This is a genomic window from Marinobacter sp. bablab_jr008, from assembly GCF_016464145.1.
GTDB classification, from domain to species: domain Bacteria; phylum Pseudomonadota; class Gammaproteobacteria; order Pseudomonadales; family Oleiphilaceae; genus Marinobacter; species Marinobacter nauticus.
The window spans coordinates 479,005-496,605 of record NZ_JACDWW010000059.1; the positions used below are offsets into that span (position 1 = coordinate 479,005).

Sequence of the window (17,601 nt, forward strand, 5' to 3'; positions counted from 1 at the left end):
GAAAGAGAGGGTGGCTGTATCCGTTCAGGCGCGCTTGCGAACCACCTGGTACTTCCGCCCGAAATACTCCACTGGCACGCTAAGCATGTGCACCAGTCGGGTGAACGGGAAGAGTACGAAGATGGTCAGGCCCAGGAAGATGTGGGCCTTGTAGATCCAGTGCACGTCGGCAATGTAGGCGGCGATGCCAGATCCTTCCAGGGTGAACACGCCCTGGGCCCAGGCGGAGAATTTGAGCATAGTGCTGCCGTCGAGGTGGCCCATGGTGGGCAGGATGGTGAGCATCCCGAGGACCAGCTGAACCACCAGAATGATGATGATCATGTTGTCAGCGAAGGTGCTGCTGGCCTGAACCCGCGGGTCGGTCATACGACGCCAGGCGAGCATGCCGCCACCGATGATGGCCATGACGCCGGCGATACCGCCCACCAGGATCGCCATCACCTGTTTCTGCCCCGGAGTGATGATCCACTCGTAGGCCCAGTGCGGAGTAAGCAGACCCACCAGGTGGCCGAAGAAGATCACCAGTACGCCGACGTGGAACAGCACGCTGGCCATCACCATGTTTTTCTTGCGCAGCATCTGGCTGGAATGGGCTTTCCAGGTGAACTGGCCATGGTCATAACGCGCCCAGGTACCGACAAACAGTACCAGCAGGGCGATGTAGGGATAGATTCCGAACAAGAGTGTGTTGATATAGGACATTGTCTTTTCCTCCTGCGCCTCAGGCGCGCCCTGCCGGACGGGGCGTTGCGTCCGTCATCAGCTGATCACTCAGGTGAATGGTCTGGGTCTGTTCCAGTTCGCGGCGGCGCTGTCCAACCACGCCACCGGTGCCACAGGAGCTGCCCTGGTCATCCACAAATTTCACCATTTCCTCTTCCCAGACCTTGTCCAGTGCTTCGGGGGTGTCGTCGCGCTCTTCCGAGGCAACGAGCTGCGCCAGTTCCTGGCGGTCGGCCTTGCGGCCGGACAACACCAGCAGGGAATCCATCGCAACGTGGTAGAGGCTTTCACGCTGGTACAGGCGCTCTCCAAGCAACCCCAGAATGTGGTGAATATCCTCCAGCCAGTTCAGGATTTCCTCCCAGGGGCGGGTGGAGAGGTATTCCAGGAACAGCGGCAGGTAATCCGGCAGTTCTTTGGCATCAATTTCCAGGCCGTTGGCCCGGTATTGCTCCATCAGGTCGACCATGGCCTGGCCGCGGTCGCGGGATTCGCCATGCACGTGCTCGAACAGCAGCAGGGAGGTGGCCCTGCCCCGGTCGAAGGTGCCCACGTAGGCTTCCTGAAGATCCATCAGGTCACCATCGCAAAGGCGATCAATACAGGTCAGCAGTTGTTCCTTGTTTTGCCGCGGCAGCCGGCTGTCCTCCAGGACAGCGGCGACCAGGGCGTCTTTGGATTGCTGCAGTTCTTCGGTGGGGTACTCCAGTACCCGCGCCAGTACTTTCAAAAGTTGCATCGCGGCCTCCTCAGTCCTGCAGCTGCTTCGGGTCAACCTGCTTCACGGTCGCCAGCTTGCTGACCATGCTGGTGGTCTGCTTCTTGCCGCCGAACAGGCTGAAATCGCTGTCACCACCGTTGCAGCCATCGCCGAAGCTGAAGCCACAACCGCCGCGCTCGCCATAAGCGGTCGCATCCGGGAAGGCTTCCTTGGCCAGCTCACGATGACTGGTGGGAATCACGAAACGGTCTTCGTAGTTGGCGATGGCCAGGTAGCGGTACATCTCATCGGCCTGGGCCTTGGTCAGACCACACGCTTCCAGGGCTCGCAGGTCTTCCTTGCCTTCCACGGTTTCGGCGCGCTTGTATAAACGCATGGCCATGATCCGCTTCAGGGCCAGTACGATGGGCTTCTCATCACCGGCGGTCAGCAGGTTCGCCAGGTACTTGACCGGGATCCGCAGGCTCTCGATCTTCGGCAGTACGCCGTCGAACTCAACCTTGCCGGCTTCTGCCGCAGACTGGATCGGGCTCAGGGGCGGCACGTACCAGACCATCGGCAGGGTGCGGTATTCCGGGTGCAGCGGCAGGGCCAGCTTCCAGTCCACCGCCATCTTGTAGACCGGACTCTGCTGGGCAGCTTCGATGACGTTCATCGGGATGCCGTCTTTCTTCGCCTGTTCGATCACTTTCGGGTCGAACGGGTCCAGGAAGATTTCCAGCTGCTTCTCGTACAGCTCGTGCTCGCCCGGGGTGCTGGCTACTTCTTCGATGCGGTCTGCGTCATACAGCAGCACACCCAGGTAGCGGATCCGGCCTACGCAGGTCTCGGAGCACACGGTGGGCATGCCGGCTTCGATACGCGGATAGCAGAAGATGCACTTCTCGGATTTGCCGGTTTTCCAGTTGAAGTAGATCTTCTTGTACGGGCAGCCGGAGACACACATCCGCCAGCCGCGGCACTTGTCCTGGTCGATCAGAACAATGCCGTCTTCTTCCCGCTTGTAGATGGCACCGCTCGGGCAGCTGGCAACACACGCCGGGTTCAGGCAGTGCTCGCACAGGCGCGGCAGGTACATCATGAAGGTGTTTTCGAACTGGCCGTAGATATCCGCCTGCACCTGGTCAAAGTTCTTGTCCTTGCGACGTTTGGCAAACTCGGTGCCCAGGATTTCTTCCCAGTTCGGACCCCATTCGATCTTCTTCATGCGCTGGCCGGAGATCAGCGAGCGTGGCCGGGCAATGGGCTGGTGCTTGCTGTCGCCGGCGGTGTGCAGGTGCTGGTAGTCGAAGTCGAACGGCTCGTAGTAGTCGTCGATTTCGGGCAGGTCCGGGTTGGCGAAGATGTTCGCCAGCACCCGGAAACGACCGCCGATGCGCGGGCGGATCTTGCCGTTGCTGTCGCGCATCCAGCCGCCCTTCCACTTGTCCTGGTTCTCCCACTCTTTCGGGTAACCAATACCGGGCTTGGTTTCGACGTTGTTGAACCAGGCGTACTCCATGCCTTCCCGGCTGGTCCAGACGTTCTTACAGGTGACGGAACAGGTGTGGCAACCAATGCACTTGTCCAGGTTCAGCACCATGCCGACTTGGGAACGGATTTTCATTTCACTGCCTCCTGTACATCGTCGTTGCCTTCGCCATCGAGCCAGTCGACGTTCTTCATTTTGCGGACCACCACGAACTCGTCGCGGTTGGAACCGACGGTGCCGTAGTAGTTAAAGCCGTAGGAGTACTGGGCATAGCCACCGATCATGTGGGTCGGTTTCGGGCACACCCGGGTGACCGAGTTGTGGATACCGCCCCGGGTGCCGGTGACTTCCGAGCCCGGAATGTTCACGATCCGCTCCTGGGCGTGGTACATCATCACCATGCCCGGCATCACCCGCTGGCTCACCACCGCCCGGGCGGCGATAGCGCCGTTGGCGTTGAACAGCTCGATCCAGTCGTTGTCTGCCACCCCGATCTCTTTGGCGTCGTCTTCACTGAGCCAGACAATCGGGCCACCGCGAGAGAGAGTCAGCATCAGCAGGTTGTCGCTGTAGGTGCTGTGGATGCCCCACTTCTGGTGCGGCGTGATCCAGTTCAGTGCCTTCTCCGGGTTGCCGTTGGGCTTGGCACCGAGCATCGGCGCGGCCGCCTTGGTGTTGATCGGCGGGCGGTATACCAGCAGGCTTTCACCGAAGGCCCGCATCCACTCGTGATCCTGGTAGAACTGCTGACGACCGGTCAGGGTGCGCCAGGGGATCAGCTCATGGACGTTGGTGTAGCCGGCGTTGTAGGACACGTGTTCGTCTTCCAGGCCCGACCAGGTCGGGCTGGAGATGATCTTGCGCGGCTGCGCCACGATGTCCCGGAAGCGGATTTTTTCCTCTTCCTTGTTGGTCGCCAGGTGGGTGTGATCCAGCCCGGTGATGTCGGACAGCGCCGCCCAGGCCTTGACCGCAACCTGGCCGTTGGTTTCCGGCGCCAGGGTGAGGATCACTTCCGCCGCGTCGATGGCGGATTCGATCTTCGGCCGGCCGGCGTTGGCGCCCTCGCTGTGGGTGTAGTTCAGGTCACCGAGGAACTTCACTTCCTTCTCGGTGTTCCAGTTGATGCCTTTGCCACCGTTGCCCAGCTTGTCCATCAACGGCCCAAGCGAGGTGAAGCGGGCGTAGGTGTTGGGGTAGTCGCGCTCGACGGTGATGAAGTTGGGCGCGGTCTTGCCCGGAATCAGGTCGCACTCGCCCTTCTTCCAGTCCTTGACGTCAAACGGCTGCCCCAGTTCGGCCGGCGCGTCGTGCAGCAGCGGCAGGGTCACCACGTCCTTCTCCACGCCCAGGTGGCCTTCGGCCGCCTTGGAGAAGGCTTTGGCAATGCCTTTGTAGATTTCCCAGTCGCTGCGGGCTTCCCAGGCCGGGTCGGTGGCGGCGGTCAGCGGGTGGATGAACGGGTGCATGTCCGAGGTGTTGAGGTCGTTTTTCTCGTACCAGGTGGCCGTCGGCAGCACGATGTCGGAATACAGGCAGGTGGTGGACATGCGGAAGTCCAGCGTCACCAGCAGATCGAGTTTGCCTTCCGGGGCCTGGTCGTGCCACTTCACCTCTTGCGGTTTGGCGCCACCTTCCTGGCCCAGATCCTTGCCCTGCAAGCCGCTCTTGGTACCCAGCAGGTACTTGAGCATGTACTCATGGCCCTTGCCGGAAGAACCCAGCAGGTTCGAACGCCAGATGAACATGTTGCGCGGGTGGTTCTGGGGCGCTTCCGGGTCTTCGCTGGCGAACGCCAGGGTGCCGTCTTTCAGCGACTTGGCGACGTACTCCGCCACCTCCATGCCGGCCTTTTCCGCCTCGGCGGCGATGGTCAGCGGGTTGCGGTTGAGCTGCGGTGCCGACGGCAGCCAGCCCATGCGCTCGGCCCGCACGTTGTAGTCGATCAGGCTGCCACCAAACTTGGACTTGTCGGCCAGCGGCGACAGGATCTCATCCACGCCAAGTTTCTCGTAGCGCCACTGACCCGAGTGGGCGTAGAAGAACGAGGTGGAGTTCATGTGCCGGGGCGGACGCTGCCAGTCCAGCGCGAACGCCAGCGGCTGCCAGCCGGTCTGCGGGCGCAGTTTCTCCTGGCCGACGTAGTGGCTCCAGCCACCGCCGCTCTGCCCAATGCAGCCACACATGATGAGCATGTTGATCAGGCCCCGGTAGTTCATGTCCATGTGGTACCAGTGGTTCATACCGGCACCGACAATCACCATCGAGCGGCCCTTGGTCTTGTCCGCATTGTCGGCGAACTCGCGGGCGATGCGGATCACCTTCTCGGCGGGGACGCCGGTGATCTTCTCCTGCCAGGCCGGGGTGTAAGGCTTGACCTGATCGTAGGAAGTGGCGCCATCGTCGTCTCCCAGGCCCCGACTGATGCCGTAGTTGGCCACCATCAGGTCGAACACGGTTACCACCCGACCTTCGGAACCGTCCGCCAGTTTGACGGTGCGGGCACCCAGCTTGTGGGTCAGGGTGTCGCTGACTTCCACGTGGTTGTAGTGGTCGTGTTCAATGCCGCCAAAGTACGGGAAGGCCACATCCACCACGTCGTCGTGGTTCTCGACCAGCGACAGCTGCAGGTTGACGTCGTTGCCTTTGGCCTGCTGTTTCAGGTTCCATTTGCCCTTCTCACCCCAGCGGTAACCGATGGAGCCGTTGGGCGCGGTCAGCTCGCCGGTGGCCCCGTCGATGGCGATGGTTTTCCACTCGGGGTTGTTCTCTTCCCCAAGGCCGTCGACCAGGTCGCTGGCACGCAGGAAACGGCCGGGCACGTACCGGCCATCGTCGCGCTGCTCGAGCATGACCAGGTAGGGCATGTCGGTGTACCGGCGCACGTAGTCGGTGAAGTAGTCGCTGGGCTTGTCAACGTGGAATTCCTTCAGGATCACGTGGCCCATGGCCATGCCCAGGGCGGCGTCGGTGCCCTGCTTCGGATTCAGCCACTCGTCGGACAGTTTGGAGACTTCGGCGTAGTCCGGAGTGATGGCGACGGTCTTGGTGCCCTTGTAGCGGACTTCGGTGAAGAAGTGAGCGTCGGGAGTCCGGGTCTGGGGCACGTTGGAGCCCCAGGCAATGATGTAGCCGGAGTTGTACCAGTCGGCGGACTCGGGCACGTCGGTCTGCTCACCCCAGGTCTGCGGCGATGCCGGCGGCAGGTCGCAGTACCAGTCGTAGAAACTCATGCACACGCCACCGATCATCGACAGGTAGCGGCTGCCGGCGGCGTAGGACACCATCGACATGGCGGGAATCGGAGAGAAACCGATGATGCGGTCCGGACCTACTTTCTTGGCGGTGTAGACGTTGGCGGCACCGATCAGCTCGTTGACTTCGTCCCAACTGGAACGGACGAAACCGCCCATGCCCCGGCGGGGCTTGTATTCGGCGGTTTTCTTCGGGTCTTCGACAATCGAGGCCCAGGCCTCGACCGGATCGCTGTGCTGAGCCTTGGCCTGACGCCAGAGCTTCAGCAGGTGCTTGCGCATCAGCGGGTACTTGAGCCGGTTGGCGCTGTACATGTACCAGGAGTAGCTGGCGCCCCGGGGGCAACCGCGGGGCTCGTGGTTGGGCAGATCCGGGCGGGTGCGGGGGTAATCGGTCTGCTGGGTTTCCCAGGTGACCAAGCCATTCTTGACGTAGATTTTCCAGCTGCAGGAGCCGGTGCAGTTGACGCCGTGGGTGGAGCGCACGATCTTGTCGTGCTGCCAGCGCTGACGGTAGCCGTCTTCCCAGTCCCGGCTCACGTCGTGGGTTTCGCCGTGGTCGTTGGCGAAGGGTTCGCGCTTCTTCCTGAAGTAGTTCAGTTTGTCGATCAAATGACTCATGGTCTCTCTCTCCATCAACCCGTTTGCCGGATCGTTGTTCCGAATGGAGACCATTGTGTGGGATCAAACCCCTGAAATCTGCGTGGTTACTACCACATAACCCGGGTGTACCACCCTGTGGGTAGGCGACCTATAACCCGGGTTGGAGAAGCATCTTTCGCTCCTCTCTGCGGGCATGTCGGGAGAAAAGCAGCAGGCTGACACTCAGCAACAGGAAGAGAATCATGAATACGGCCGTACGCACGCCCAGCCACAGGTTCAAGCCACCAAACGCAACTGGCAGGACAAACGCAACGGCACAGGCGCTGACCAGCAATACACCGGCAAACAGGGACGCTTCCTGTCGGTTGGCCAGAATCACCATACGCTGAAGGGACCCCATAGCAGTGCCCATGGCCACCCCCAGAATCACGACCAACGTGCTTTCAAGGACAACAGGCAGAGCGAACTCCACAACCAGCTCCTCTTCCACGCCGGTAATGAACAAAGTCATGGGGGGATAAGACAGCACCACGAGTGCCATCAGACAACCCGCCAGTGCCCGCGTCGCAACCCGGGCGGAACCGAAATGATCGGACAAGCCTCCGCCGGCCACCTGAGCTACCGCACCGGGAATGACAAACCATTGCGCCAGGCGGGCCCCGGAATCCAGCGTAAGACCATACTGGCCTGAGAGGAAATCCGGAAGCCACAACGCCAGCGCAAAGAAACTGCCGGCAACCACACCGAAATACAAACACAGGGGTAGATTCCGACCCTGCCGGATCACCCCGAGAATTTCTCTGGCTGATCGTTCACGGCTTTCGTCTTCTTCACCCGTGGCGTCGGTCAGCATAATCAACAGCGCGATCACCAGAAGCAGGGTAATGAGGTAGGCCAGAGGTACGCCCTGCCAGGAGAACGCCTCATGGAACAGCGGCACCAGATAATAGTTGAAACCCGCTCCGGTTACCCCGGAGCCAAAAACCCCGAGCACGAGACCCAGCCGCCTGGGCTGGCAATGGCTGACCACAAACTGCAGACCGGCGCCGTAGAAGCCGCCCGCCAGCCCCAGTCCGGCGGCGGCAATAAGGTAGCCAATGTAGGTGTTTGTCAGCAGCAGTATCCCCATGCACACAGCAAGACCGCACAGACACAACAGCATGACTTCACGGGCACCATATCGCTGCGCCGCAAGCCCGGCCGGAATCGCAAGTATGGCGCTGACCGCCATGGGCATGGCCAGAAGAACCCCAAACTGCAAACTGCTCAGACCCAGGTCGGCTCGGAGATGCACGCCGGCAACCGCAAACAGTGTCCAGCAACCGGCAGCCACCACAAAGCCGGTCAGCGCCAACGGCAACACTACTGCCAGAGATGCTAACCTCTCTTCATCCCGTTCCGATTGCATTACACGCTCCCTGAATCCCATTCTTTAGTCTCGACTTTTGCCTGAACACGGGTCAAAGGCTATGATGGGTTATAAACCATTGGGGTAATTGACTATCCTCAAGGAGGTATCACGACGGCGCGTTTTCCACGATAATTTTGCTGCCTGTCACTATCCACATCCCTCGAGCCTTGAAGCTATCCATGACCTCCAGAAGCCCGCTAGTAAATCGACTGGCTGTTGTTATCGGCGCCATCGTGCTGACGGCCATTGTCAGCATGGCCACCACTCTGGCTGTGTCCAACAGCATTGAGGGCAATGCCACTGCTATCAACCTTGCCGGTTCACTGCGTATGGGAGCATTCCAACTGGCGGCAAGATCGGCCTCTGAAGATCCCGTAGAAAACACTGACACCCTTGATCAACGCATTGAGGAGTACGAGGACAGGCTCAGGGATCCCGCCATCATCCGTTCCATTCCCCGCACCGATGATCATCCCCTCGTCGAACAATATAAAACCGTGGAATACGGCTGGGCCAATCAGCTCAGGCCGTCACTGGAGAGCCACCAGACTGGCGCCCCTCTATCCGCCGAAATGATCACGACAGTGGAGAGCTACACGGTAGAAGTGGATCGCTTGGTCTCCATGCTGGAACAACGCACCGAGGCCAGAATCGACCTGCTGCACCTTATCCAGATCATCAGCATGGTGTTCTCGGTATTGATTGTTCTCGCCCTGTTTCTGGACCTCAAAAACCGCATTCTCCGGCCGCTGCGGAAACTGGTGGGCATTGCCACCGCCGTGGGCGAACAGGATTTCAGCCACAAAGCCGATCTCAAAGGCTCCGATGAGCTGGCACAACTGGGCCAGGCCTTTGACCAGATGACCAGTGAACTGGCGCTGACCTACTACGAGCTTGAAAGCCGGGCCAGGCAGAAAACCGAGGAACTTGAAATCAGCCATGCGGCTCTGCAAGTAATGCACTCCGCCAGCCGAGGGCTGTTCGCCAATCATGATCTGTGCAGTGGCGCCATCCCGATGCTGCAGGATCTGGAGCAGTTGCTGGGCATCGGTCCCATCCGCCTGTTCCTGCATGACAAGGAATCGGCAGAACCGGTGGAGGCCATTACCACTGCCACACCCAAACGCCCCTTCTATTGCCGGGATCACCATTGCAATGCCTGTCTGGTAACCCCCGAGGTCTATGATGAGATGCCGCTGGAAAATAATGATGGCCGGCGGCTGTTGCTGCCAATCCGAACTCCCGGGCAGTTGCTGGGCACACTGGAGGTCTGGTATCCGGCTGAAAAAGGATTACCGGAGACCTCGCGCCGCCTGCTGGAGACCCTGACCGACCAGTTGGCAACTGCCATTTTCCTGGAAAAACAGATCACCGAAGAACAACAGCTGACGCTGGCAGAAGAACGCACGGTGATTGCCCGGGAGCTACACGATTCCCTGGCACAATCGCTCTCGTACCTGAAAATGCAGGTGACCCGTCTGCGCCGGCTGAACATTGATGGCGAGCAGAAGCCCATCCACGATGACATCCTGGATGAACTGAGCACTGGCCTGAACAGCGCCTACCGCCAGCTGCGGGAACTACTGGCCACCTTCCGGCTGAAACTGGATACGCCTGATCTGGCGACTGCCCTGCGTAAAACCATCGACGAATTCTCAGAGCGCCTCGGTAAACCGGTAGCGTTTGAATACAACCTGCCGCCCCAGACGCTGTCGCCCAATGAGGAAATCCACACCCTGCAGATCATTCGTGAAGGGCTGGCCAATGCCGTCAAACACGCCGATGCCACTGACATAGCTGTAAAAGTAGTGTTCGATTCACCACAAGTGCGGGCCAGCATACAGGACAATGGCAGGGGATTACCGGGTGGCGACCAGCCCGTGAACCACTATGGCCTGATTATCATGCAGGACCGTGCCCGCACACTCGGCGGCAAGGTCAATGTGCGAAACAGGGATGAAGGCGGCGTGGAAGTCGCGCTAACATTCGTACCCAAGAGCCGCAACCTGATTCCAACGGAAACTACGCCGGCCTGAGCCGAGCGCAGGACAAAAGAGAGAAACAATGTCTGAGACACCCGCAAGCATTCTGTTGATCGACGACCACCCGCTGCTGCGCCAGGGCATCAAACAGCTGATCGGCATGGAAGACGACATGGAAGTGATCGGCGAAGCCAGCAATGCCGCCGATGGCATCCGTCTGGCCACCGAGCTGGAGCCGGACCTGATCCTGATGGACCTGAACATGCCGGAAATGGACGGCATCGAAGCCCTGAGAAAGCTCAGGGAACAGAATGTCAGCTCGCGCATCGTTATGTTTACTGTCTCAGACCAGGAAGACGATGTGGTCGCGGCATTGCGGGCGGGCGCCGACGGTTACCTGCTCAAGGACATGGAGCCCGAGGACATGATCGCCCAGTTGCACCAGGCGGCGGTGGGCAAGATGGTGATCAGTGACCGCCTCACGACCCTGCTGGCTGAAGCCCTGCGTTCCAACAAACCGCAGCAGACCAGCCGTCCCGACTTCGACAGCCTGACGCCGCGGGAGAAAGATATTCTCCGGCTGATTGCCGAAGGCCTGTCCAACAAGATGATCGGGCGTAAACTCGACATCAGTGACGGCACTGTCAAGGTCCACGTCAAGCACCTGCTGAAAAAGCTGAACCTGCGCTCGCGGGTGGAAGTCGCCGTCTGGGCGGTCGAGGAAGGCTTGCACAAGGGCTGACTGTTCATTCCCCTGAGTTATATCAAATCCGTTTATTGCGGTTTGAGGTAGGCTCTCCCTGTCTGTTTCATGATTTCAGGAGAGCCTGCCATGCTGCCTACCCTGCCCAGTTTCGGCAAATTGCCCACACCACCCGGGTTCGCGCAGCTGCAACGCCTGAGCAATCAACTCCAGCACAATCCCCTTGCGGGCCAGACCCTAGCCGTGATCCGGGAGTATGCCCCGTCACCGGTGCCACTCCTGAACGGCATTGATCAGCGAATGCCCGTCGCCCTGAAACAACTGGCAGCGGAAGCGCCCCTCAACCGGCTTTTCTCGGACGCCATTGCAGAAGGTGAATTCGACGATTTCGAGGGCCGTCGAATCCGCCTCGAAATCAATGGCGGCCAGCCAGGCATTACCCTCGGTTATTGGGCCGGGCGCCTGCGGGTGCTGAACGGTCCTGGTGAAGCCACTATCCGGGGGTCCGTTGGTGCATTCCGTACATTGGCGGAACGAAAGCAAGACCCCGATCAGTTGTTCTTCCAGCGCCGGCTGGTTATCGAGGGGGATACTGAACTGGGGCTGGCCCTGAAAAACCTGCTCGACAGCCTGGACTGGCATCTGCGGCTCAGGGATTTTCTGAAACCCTGGTAAGCGCCCATTCCGGGAACGTTCTCCAACGGTTAATCCAGGCAGGGATCAGGGGCGCTTCAATGGGCGGAGACATGGCAAATCCCTGAGCGCATTCGCACCCGAGGCTCAGCAGAATCTCACCTTGCCTGACACTTTCCACGCCCTCCGCAACCACCTGCTTCCCGAAAACCCGCGACAGACCGATCACCCCCTGAAGAATTGACAGGTTTTCACTGTCATCCTCAATGCCGGATACAAACTCCCGATCGATTTTCAGAGTATCGACAGGAAGGCGCTTGAGATAAGACAACGATGAGTAGCCAGTACCAAAGTCATCCAGGGAGAAGGTCACCCCAAGCTCACGGCAATCCGCAATGGTCTGTACGGCTTTGTCCAAATCCCCAAGTGCAGCGGTTTCCAGGATTTCCAGATCTAGCCTGACAGGGTCAACCCCCGGAAAGCCAGACAGGATTTTTTGCAGGTGCCCGGCAAAGTGATCAGACTGAAGATGGTTAGCGGCGATGTTAACGCTGACATTGACCCTGACACCCTCTTGCTCCCAGCGCTGTATCTGCAGCAGCGAGTTTCTCAACACCCATTCACCAACCTGAATATTCAGCGTGTGATGCTCAATCGCCGGCAGGAAGTAACTCGGAGGGAGCAGCCCTTCCCGGGGATGTTGCCACCGGATCAGCGCTTCAACGCCCAAAACCTCTCCAGTCCGGAGATTAACCTTGGGTTGAAAATAAAGCCGGAACTCATCCTGGTTGAGCCCCCTGCGGATGTCCTCCAGTAACAACTGACGGGCTCGATACTGGCTCCGCTCGCCGGCATCAAGATACAGCCAGCCACTGCGCATCTCGTGTTTTGCCCGATACAGGGTATTATCCGCCTGCCTCAGCAAGCTGTCTGCGTCCTCAACGGCGCCATCCGGAAACAGGACAACACCAGCCGTAAACCCCGCAGAAACCTCAACACCGTCGAGTTCAAAAGGCTGACTGGCCGTCAAACGCAGAGCTTCCAGCCGCGACTCGGCTTGGCTGGCATCCGGCAGCAACAATGCAAACTCATCACCACCTGTTCGCGCCAGGCAGGCATCCGCCGGGATCGCATCCAGCCACCGCCGGGACAGCAAGCCGAGCATTCGGTCTGCCGCATCTTCTCCCAGACAGTCGTTGAGATCCTTGAAATTATCAAGATCAATAGACACCAGGGCTGCCGAGTTCTCAGCTCTCACTTCATCTGCAAGGTATTCACGAACTCGTCGGACGATGCCGTTTCGGTTCCAGAGGCCGGTCAAGGCATCGGTATAAGCGAGCGTTTCCAGATGGTGCTGATATTCTCGGGCTTGTTCTTCCAGGGCCTGATTCAGCCTTTCATGCTGTATTCGGGACAGCTCGTCTTCGGCCCTCAAGCGGGCCATTTTCTCCCGCATTAACTGAATCGTGCTTGATGAAAGCTTTCCGTAAATTTCCAGCAGCGCGTTGACCAGCACCGAGGCGGAACCGCTCAGCTCTGCATCGACCCGGTTTTTTGCCTCACTGACTTCCAGGCCTTGCTGAACCAACTCAACCGTCAGAGCCATTCGGCGATCTGATTCGAGGATATGGAAGGCTAACCAGCGTGTGAGGAAGTCAAACAGTCTGGTTAACACCTCTTCCTGAGGTTCGCGGCTGTTGCGCAGCTCCTCAACCTGCGCAAAAAACATCTGGTGTGACTCGCGGTGGCTTTTCGCCATCGCTGCTTCACTGAGGGTTTTGTTCCAGATCGCTTCCTCGTATTCAAAATGAAACGCCGCGTAGGTGAGCAACTCATCAAGAATCTGATCGGGCGTTAACTCGGAGGTATCCGATGCAAAGTGCCACGCCAGTCGATTCAGGATATTGACCAGCACCTTGTGCTGTTGATCAATATCATCAATGCCGGTCTCGAAATTCCGGTTCCAGGGGAAGATTTCGAAGGCATTCGGCACATTATTGGTCACAGAAGGACTCCCAAAACGGCAACCACCGTCTTGAGCATAGTTCAACTGCCAATAAATGTAGTTGTTTTAAATCAGAGAGCGGGCTGCCTCAGAGCTGGTCGCTCAACGCAAAATCCCGCAACGCCACCGCATTATTATGGTCGGTATCTTTGGCGGCAAATACCAGCGTGACGCGTTTGTGCTCTTTGAGGATCTGCCGGAACAAATCCAGGTCCTCTGCGGCCCCATCAGACTTGAGCTCTTTGAAGTAGCGGTCTCGAAACCCGGGCCATCTGTCCGGGTCATGGCCGAACCACTTCCGCAATTCTGTAGATGGCGCAAGCCCTTTCAGCCAATGGGCAATGTCTGCGTCTTCTTTGGCAACGCCCCTGGGCCAGATGCGATCCACCAGAATACGCGGGCCATCTGAGCGGGCAGCGTGGTCGTAGGCTCGTTTCAGGCGGATGTCCATAGAAACCTCCCAACCGGCTAATGGTGTCCTTGAGCCTAGCCTTCACCCCCTATGAATTCAAAACCCGCCATGACATAACGCATTTACCGCATCTCAAAAAACTCCCGATGCATCCGCCGGGCAGGCAGGCCCCATCTGCGGAATTCGTTGAACAGGGTCCGGGCCATGCCCAACGGGCCGCAGAACCACAGGCTGGCGCCTTGCCAATCCGGCACCGCATCGCGAATTTCCTCCGGTGTCAGTCGGCCTTCGGTACGACTGCATCGAATAACCAGGTTAACGCCCGCTGCTTCGGCATCCGCCCGCAGCTTTGTCAGAGCCTCCTCGCTGACATCGGCAGTGGGGTGGAACAGGTAGATAGTACGATTATCCGGTTTGCTGGCCAGGCGCCCCATCCGGGCAATAAACGGAGTAATGCCGATGCCCGCGCCTACCCAGATCTGAGTGCGGCAATCATCTTCAAAATCAAAACCGCCATAGGGCCCCTCCAGTGTAACCGGCATGCCCTCGCAGATCCGGTGGCTGGCCCGGCGGGTATGGTCCCCCAGTTCCTTGACCACGAATTTCAGACACCGGGTTTCCGGGTTCCAGTCTGAAGCAATGGTATAAGGGTGAGGGCCCTCCGCAGCATCCGACGTAATAAAGGCGAACTGCCCGGGGTTATGGACGGACCAGCCCTGCTCGACCCTTACCAGAAACTCGAAAACTCTCAGCTCCGGATATCGGGTTACCGAAACCACCTCCCCCGGCACCTTCCGGACCTTGCCCGGCCAGCCAAGCAGCAGTAAAACCGCTGCGATACTGCCGGCGACAACAGCGAACTGGGTCAGCCAGCCAATCGGCGCTGCCCAATAATCAAACTTCATCAGGATAAAGCTGTGCCAGGCCAGGGGCAGAAAGACCACCGCCAGCAGTTTGTGTGTTATACGAAACAGGTGATAAGGAAAGGCTTTTACCAATGCCAGCACAATCAATACGGCCGCGGCGTAGAAAGCCCATTCTCCCAGGGTTTCTGCCAGCCCCCGCTGCCCCCTGAACCAGGCTTCCAGGCCGGCGAGTTGCTGTCCGGCCCCTTTGCCGGCCGGCTTCTCCAGCCAGCCCCAGCCCACCATCCACGTGGTGCCCTTGGCCCACCACCAATGCAACGTAGCCAGCACCAGTGAACCAATGCCCAGCCATTTGTGCAGCCGGTACACCTTGTCCAGGCCACCAACCCAACGCTCCAGAGACCGGAGACGCAGTGCCAGTACCAACGCAACCGCCATCATCACTACGGCCAGAATGCCGGAAAACTGCACAAACACAGAGCGGAACGGAAAGTAAGCGAAGGGGGAAACCCACAGGCTGTCGGAAACAAACCACAGGACGCCGACCAAAGCAGTCAGACCCCAGAAAAATAGCGGGACGCGAGCCATAACAATAAACCCCAATGCAGTTTGAGTACCCTAGCAAGCTACTCCTGGTACATCGGCTATCTATTGACCTCAATCAACGCTCAACGGGCTTTACACAGACTTTACGATCAGATCCATTCCCGGCTTGCCGTACCAGTACCCGTTACATGGCGGGGCCTCCACCAGCTGCAGCGGGTCGGCGACCAGCACTTCCCCCCGGCGCACCTGATCAAAGCGTTTGACCACTTGTTCCATCCCTTGATGCTCCGGGCTCAGTCGCACGGTACTGACACCCATACGCTCCATCTCCGGTAGTTCCCTCATCAGGTCGTAGCGCGAGCCGGAGAGCGTGGAAATGCCATTGATCCGGAACAGTTCCTGGCTTTCCCTGGAACGCAGTTCCATGCCACCTGGATGCTCCAGGCAACGGAATTCGCAGTTGTCTTTAGGCAGGTTGTAATGACGGGCAGTGAAACAGCGAGACGACCAGGCCAATGGCAGGAAGCCCCAGGAGAATACCTCGGCGGGCAGATCCAGGCCGTCGGCCTTCAGCTCCCGGATCAGCTGCTCCAGGGTTTCCTTGCCCAGTTCCACCGGCAGGTTCCAGCCCTGCAGACCCTGTCTGGCGAGGATCTTCAGGGTGGCCGAGTTGTAGATGTTCATGGACGGGCCGGTAACAAACGGAATCTTGTTGCGGATCGCCACCTGCAGGGCACTCTGGTCGTTGGCCTCCACCAAAAACTCATCCTGTTCGCAAAACCGACGAAGTCGCCGCAGATCCGCTTCGGATTCGATCAGCGTCAATGTGGAAAGCACCACGTTCTTGCCACAAGCCTTCAGATCCCGGGCCAGGTCGAGCCAGTCATCGGGCTTCAGTTCCCGGCGGCGGGAGCACACCACTTCGCCAAGATAGATGGTATCTACTGGCCACTCCGCAGCGTTAGCGTAGAAATCGAATACGGACTGCTTGGTCCAGAACCACAGAATCGGGCCAAGAGAGAGTTTCATCATAGCGGGCAAAACCTTATTTCCACTTGCGATGGTAGGCCCCGATGGTGGTCAGGCCACCTTCGGAAAGACCGGCGAGGGTGCTGTTCCAGGCACTGTCTACAGCAAAGCTGTCAGGGGTGGCCTGAACCCGGTCCAGGGCCTGGCGCCAGGTTCGGGCAACATCTGCAATGTAGGCCGGGCTGCGCTGGCGGCCCTCGATTTTTACTGCGCTGATACCCAGCCCCTTCAATTCCGGCAGAAGATCCAAGGTATTCAGGCTTACCGGCTCTTCGATGGCATGGTACACGCTGCCCTCCACTTCAAACCGGCCCTTGCACAGGGTTGGGTAACCGGCGGATTCACCGGGGCCATAGCGATCAATGAGCACTTCATTCAGGCGGGATTCCAGCCCCTGAGAGGTTTCCTGCCAACGCACCGCCTTGGCCGGTGAACAGGCACCCCGGGTGTTGGGGGATTCATCCGTGAGGTAAGAAGACAGGTAGCAGCGACCCTCCGCCATAATGCACAGACTGCCGAAGGCAAAAACTTCCAGCTCCACTGGGCTATGCTTGGCCACACCCCGAACCTGATCCAGAGACAGCACGCGCGGCAGTACTGCCCGGCGGATATCGAAGTTGTCCTTGTAGAACGACAGGGCCTCATGGCTGGTGGCAGAACCCTGAACCGACAAATGCCGGGGGATATCCGGGTGCCTGTTTGCAGCGTAATCCAGCAGTCCCATATCGGCCAGGATAATGGCATCCACTCCAAGGCCGGCGGCACGATCCACCGCGGCTTTCCAGTGTTCCCAGCCATCGGGTTGCGGATAGGTATTAATGGCGCAGAACACACGGCTGCCTTTTGAATGGGCATACTCAATGCCCTCGGCTGCACGCTTGTCGTTGAAGTTCAGGCCAGCAAACTGGCGGGCGTTGGTACTGTCCCGAAAGCCGAAATAGACCGCATCGGCTCCATTGTCCACGGCGGTTTTAAGGGCGGGAAGGCTACCAGCCGGGCATACAAGTTCCATGGTTTTCTCCGCTGAGCACGTTGCCGTGCACCTTACCGGTCAGCGACTTAGCCCACCTTGACCTTTGTCAGCGGATTGACCGAAACAGGGAACCTACCCATTTGGTAGTACTCTACGCATTGGCACTTATCAGCCCTGAACCCCCCTTAAAACCAAAGCATTAACTATTCATTACAAGCACTTACACACGGAAATCTACCCCTTCAGGTACCCCAAGGCGCTAATGG

13 protein-coding genes are annotated in these 17,601 nt (G+C 59.0%); 3 read left to right on the forward strand and 10 right to left on the reverse strand.

What is annotated here, in order from left to right; genetic code table 11:
• Positions 1-24: 24 nt before the first annotated feature.
• The 5 genes from narI to JIF53_RS10915 all read right to left on the reverse strand — a co-directional run bounded on the left by narI (position 25) and on the right by JIF53_RS10915 (position 8,183).
• Positions 25-705 carry a respiratory nitrate reductase subunit gamma gene (narI, locus tag JIF53_RS10895; protein WP_011786525.1) on the reverse strand — a complete coding sequence of 227 codons (681 nt, stop codon included), beginning with the start codon at positions 703-705 and terminating at the stop codon, positions 25-27.
• Positions 706-724: 19 nt separating this feature from the next.
• Complete coding sequence (gene narJ, locus JIF53_RS10900) at positions 725-1,465, reverse strand: nitrate reductase molybdenum cofactor assembly chaperone (RefSeq protein WP_183576818.1); 741 nt, start codon at positions 1,463-1,465, stop codon at positions 725-727.
• A 10-nt stretch (positions 1,466-1,475) separates the two neighbouring features.
• Positions 1,476-3,053: a nitrate reductase subunit beta gene (gene narH / locus JIF53_RS10905; RefSeq protein ID WP_199452480.1), complete on the reverse strand. Its 1,578-nt coding sequence runs from the start codon at positions 3,051-3,053 to the stop codon at positions 1,476-1,478.
• On the reverse strand, positions 3,050-6,793 hold the full coding sequence (locus tag JIF53_RS10910; protein WP_199452481.1) for a nitrate reductase subunit alpha: 3,744 nt from the start codon (positions 6,791-6,793) through the stop codon (positions 3,050-3,052). The genes narH and JIF53_RS10910 overlap by 4 nt, the downstream gene beginning before the upstream one ends.
• Positions 6,794-6,923: 130 nt before the next feature.
• Entirely contained in the window at positions 6,924-8,183 is a 1,260-nt protein-coding gene (locus tag JIF53_RS10915) for an MFS transporter (protein WP_022990853.1), read from the reverse strand.
• Between the two features lie 182 nt (positions 8,184-8,365).
• On the opposite strand from JIF53_RS10915, the gene JIF53_RS10920 reads away from it, so the two are divergent.
• From JIF53_RS10920 to ubiT, 3 genes are all read left to right on the forward strand, one after another.
• Positions 8,366-10,222, forward strand: a complete 1,857-nt coding sequence (locus tag JIF53_RS10920) for a histidine kinase (protein ID WP_153740662.1) — start codon at positions 8,366-8,368, stop codon at positions 10,220-10,222.
• A gap of 28 nt (positions 10,223-10,250) precedes the next feature.
• Positions 10,251-10,910, forward strand: coding sequence for a two-component system response regulator NarL (gene narL / locus JIF53_RS10925; protein WP_011786531.1), 660 nt, complete (start codon positions 10,251-10,253; stop codon positions 10,908-10,910).
• A 90-nt stretch (positions 10,911-11,000) separates the two neighbouring features.
• Positions 11,001-11,546, forward strand: a complete 546-nt coding sequence (gene ubiT, locus JIF53_RS10930) for a ubiquinone anaerobic biosynthesis accessory factor UbiT (RefSeq protein WP_194841901.1) — start codon at positions 11,001-11,003, stop codon at positions 11,544-11,546.
• On the opposite strand, the gene JIF53_RS10935 is transcribed toward ubiT, so the two are convergent.
• The 5 genes from JIF53_RS10935 to ubiU all read right to left on the reverse strand — a co-directional run bounded on the left by JIF53_RS10935 (position 11,521) and on the right by ubiU (position 17,374).
• A complete protein-coding gene (locus JIF53_RS10935) occupies positions 11,521-13,509 on the reverse strand; it encodes a putative bifunctional diguanylate cyclase/phosphodiesterase (RefSeq protein ID WP_199452482.1) in 1,989 nt (662 codons plus the stop codon). The two genes, ubiT and JIF53_RS10935, sit on opposite strands and share 26 nt — an antisense overlap.
• A gap of 88 nt (positions 13,510-13,597) precedes the next feature.
• A complete protein-coding gene (locus JIF53_RS10940; protein WP_153740660.1) occupies positions 13,598-13,960 on the reverse strand; it encodes a DUF488 domain-containing protein in 363 nt (120 codons plus the stop codon).
• A gap of 83 nt (positions 13,961-14,043) precedes the next feature.
• Positions 14,044-15,375, reverse strand: a complete 1,332-nt coding sequence (locus JIF53_RS10945; RefSeq protein WP_199452483.1) for a ferric reductase-like transmembrane domain-containing protein — start codon at positions 15,373-15,375, stop codon at positions 14,044-14,046.
• 90 nt (positions 15,376-15,465) lie between these two features.
• Positions 15,466-16,365 carry a U32 family peptidase gene (locus JIF53_RS10950; RefSeq protein ID WP_199452484.1) on the reverse strand — a complete coding sequence of 300 codons (900 nt, stop codon included), beginning with the start codon at positions 16,363-16,365 and terminating at the stop codon, positions 15,466-15,468.
• 13 nt (positions 16,366-16,378) lie between these two features.
• Positions 16,379-17,374, reverse strand: a complete 996-nt coding sequence (gene ubiU, locus JIF53_RS10955; protein WP_199452485.1) for a ubiquinone anaerobic biosynthesis protein UbiU — start codon at positions 17,372-17,374, stop codon at positions 16,379-16,381.
• Between the last annotated feature and the right edge of the window lie 227 nt (positions 17,375-17,601).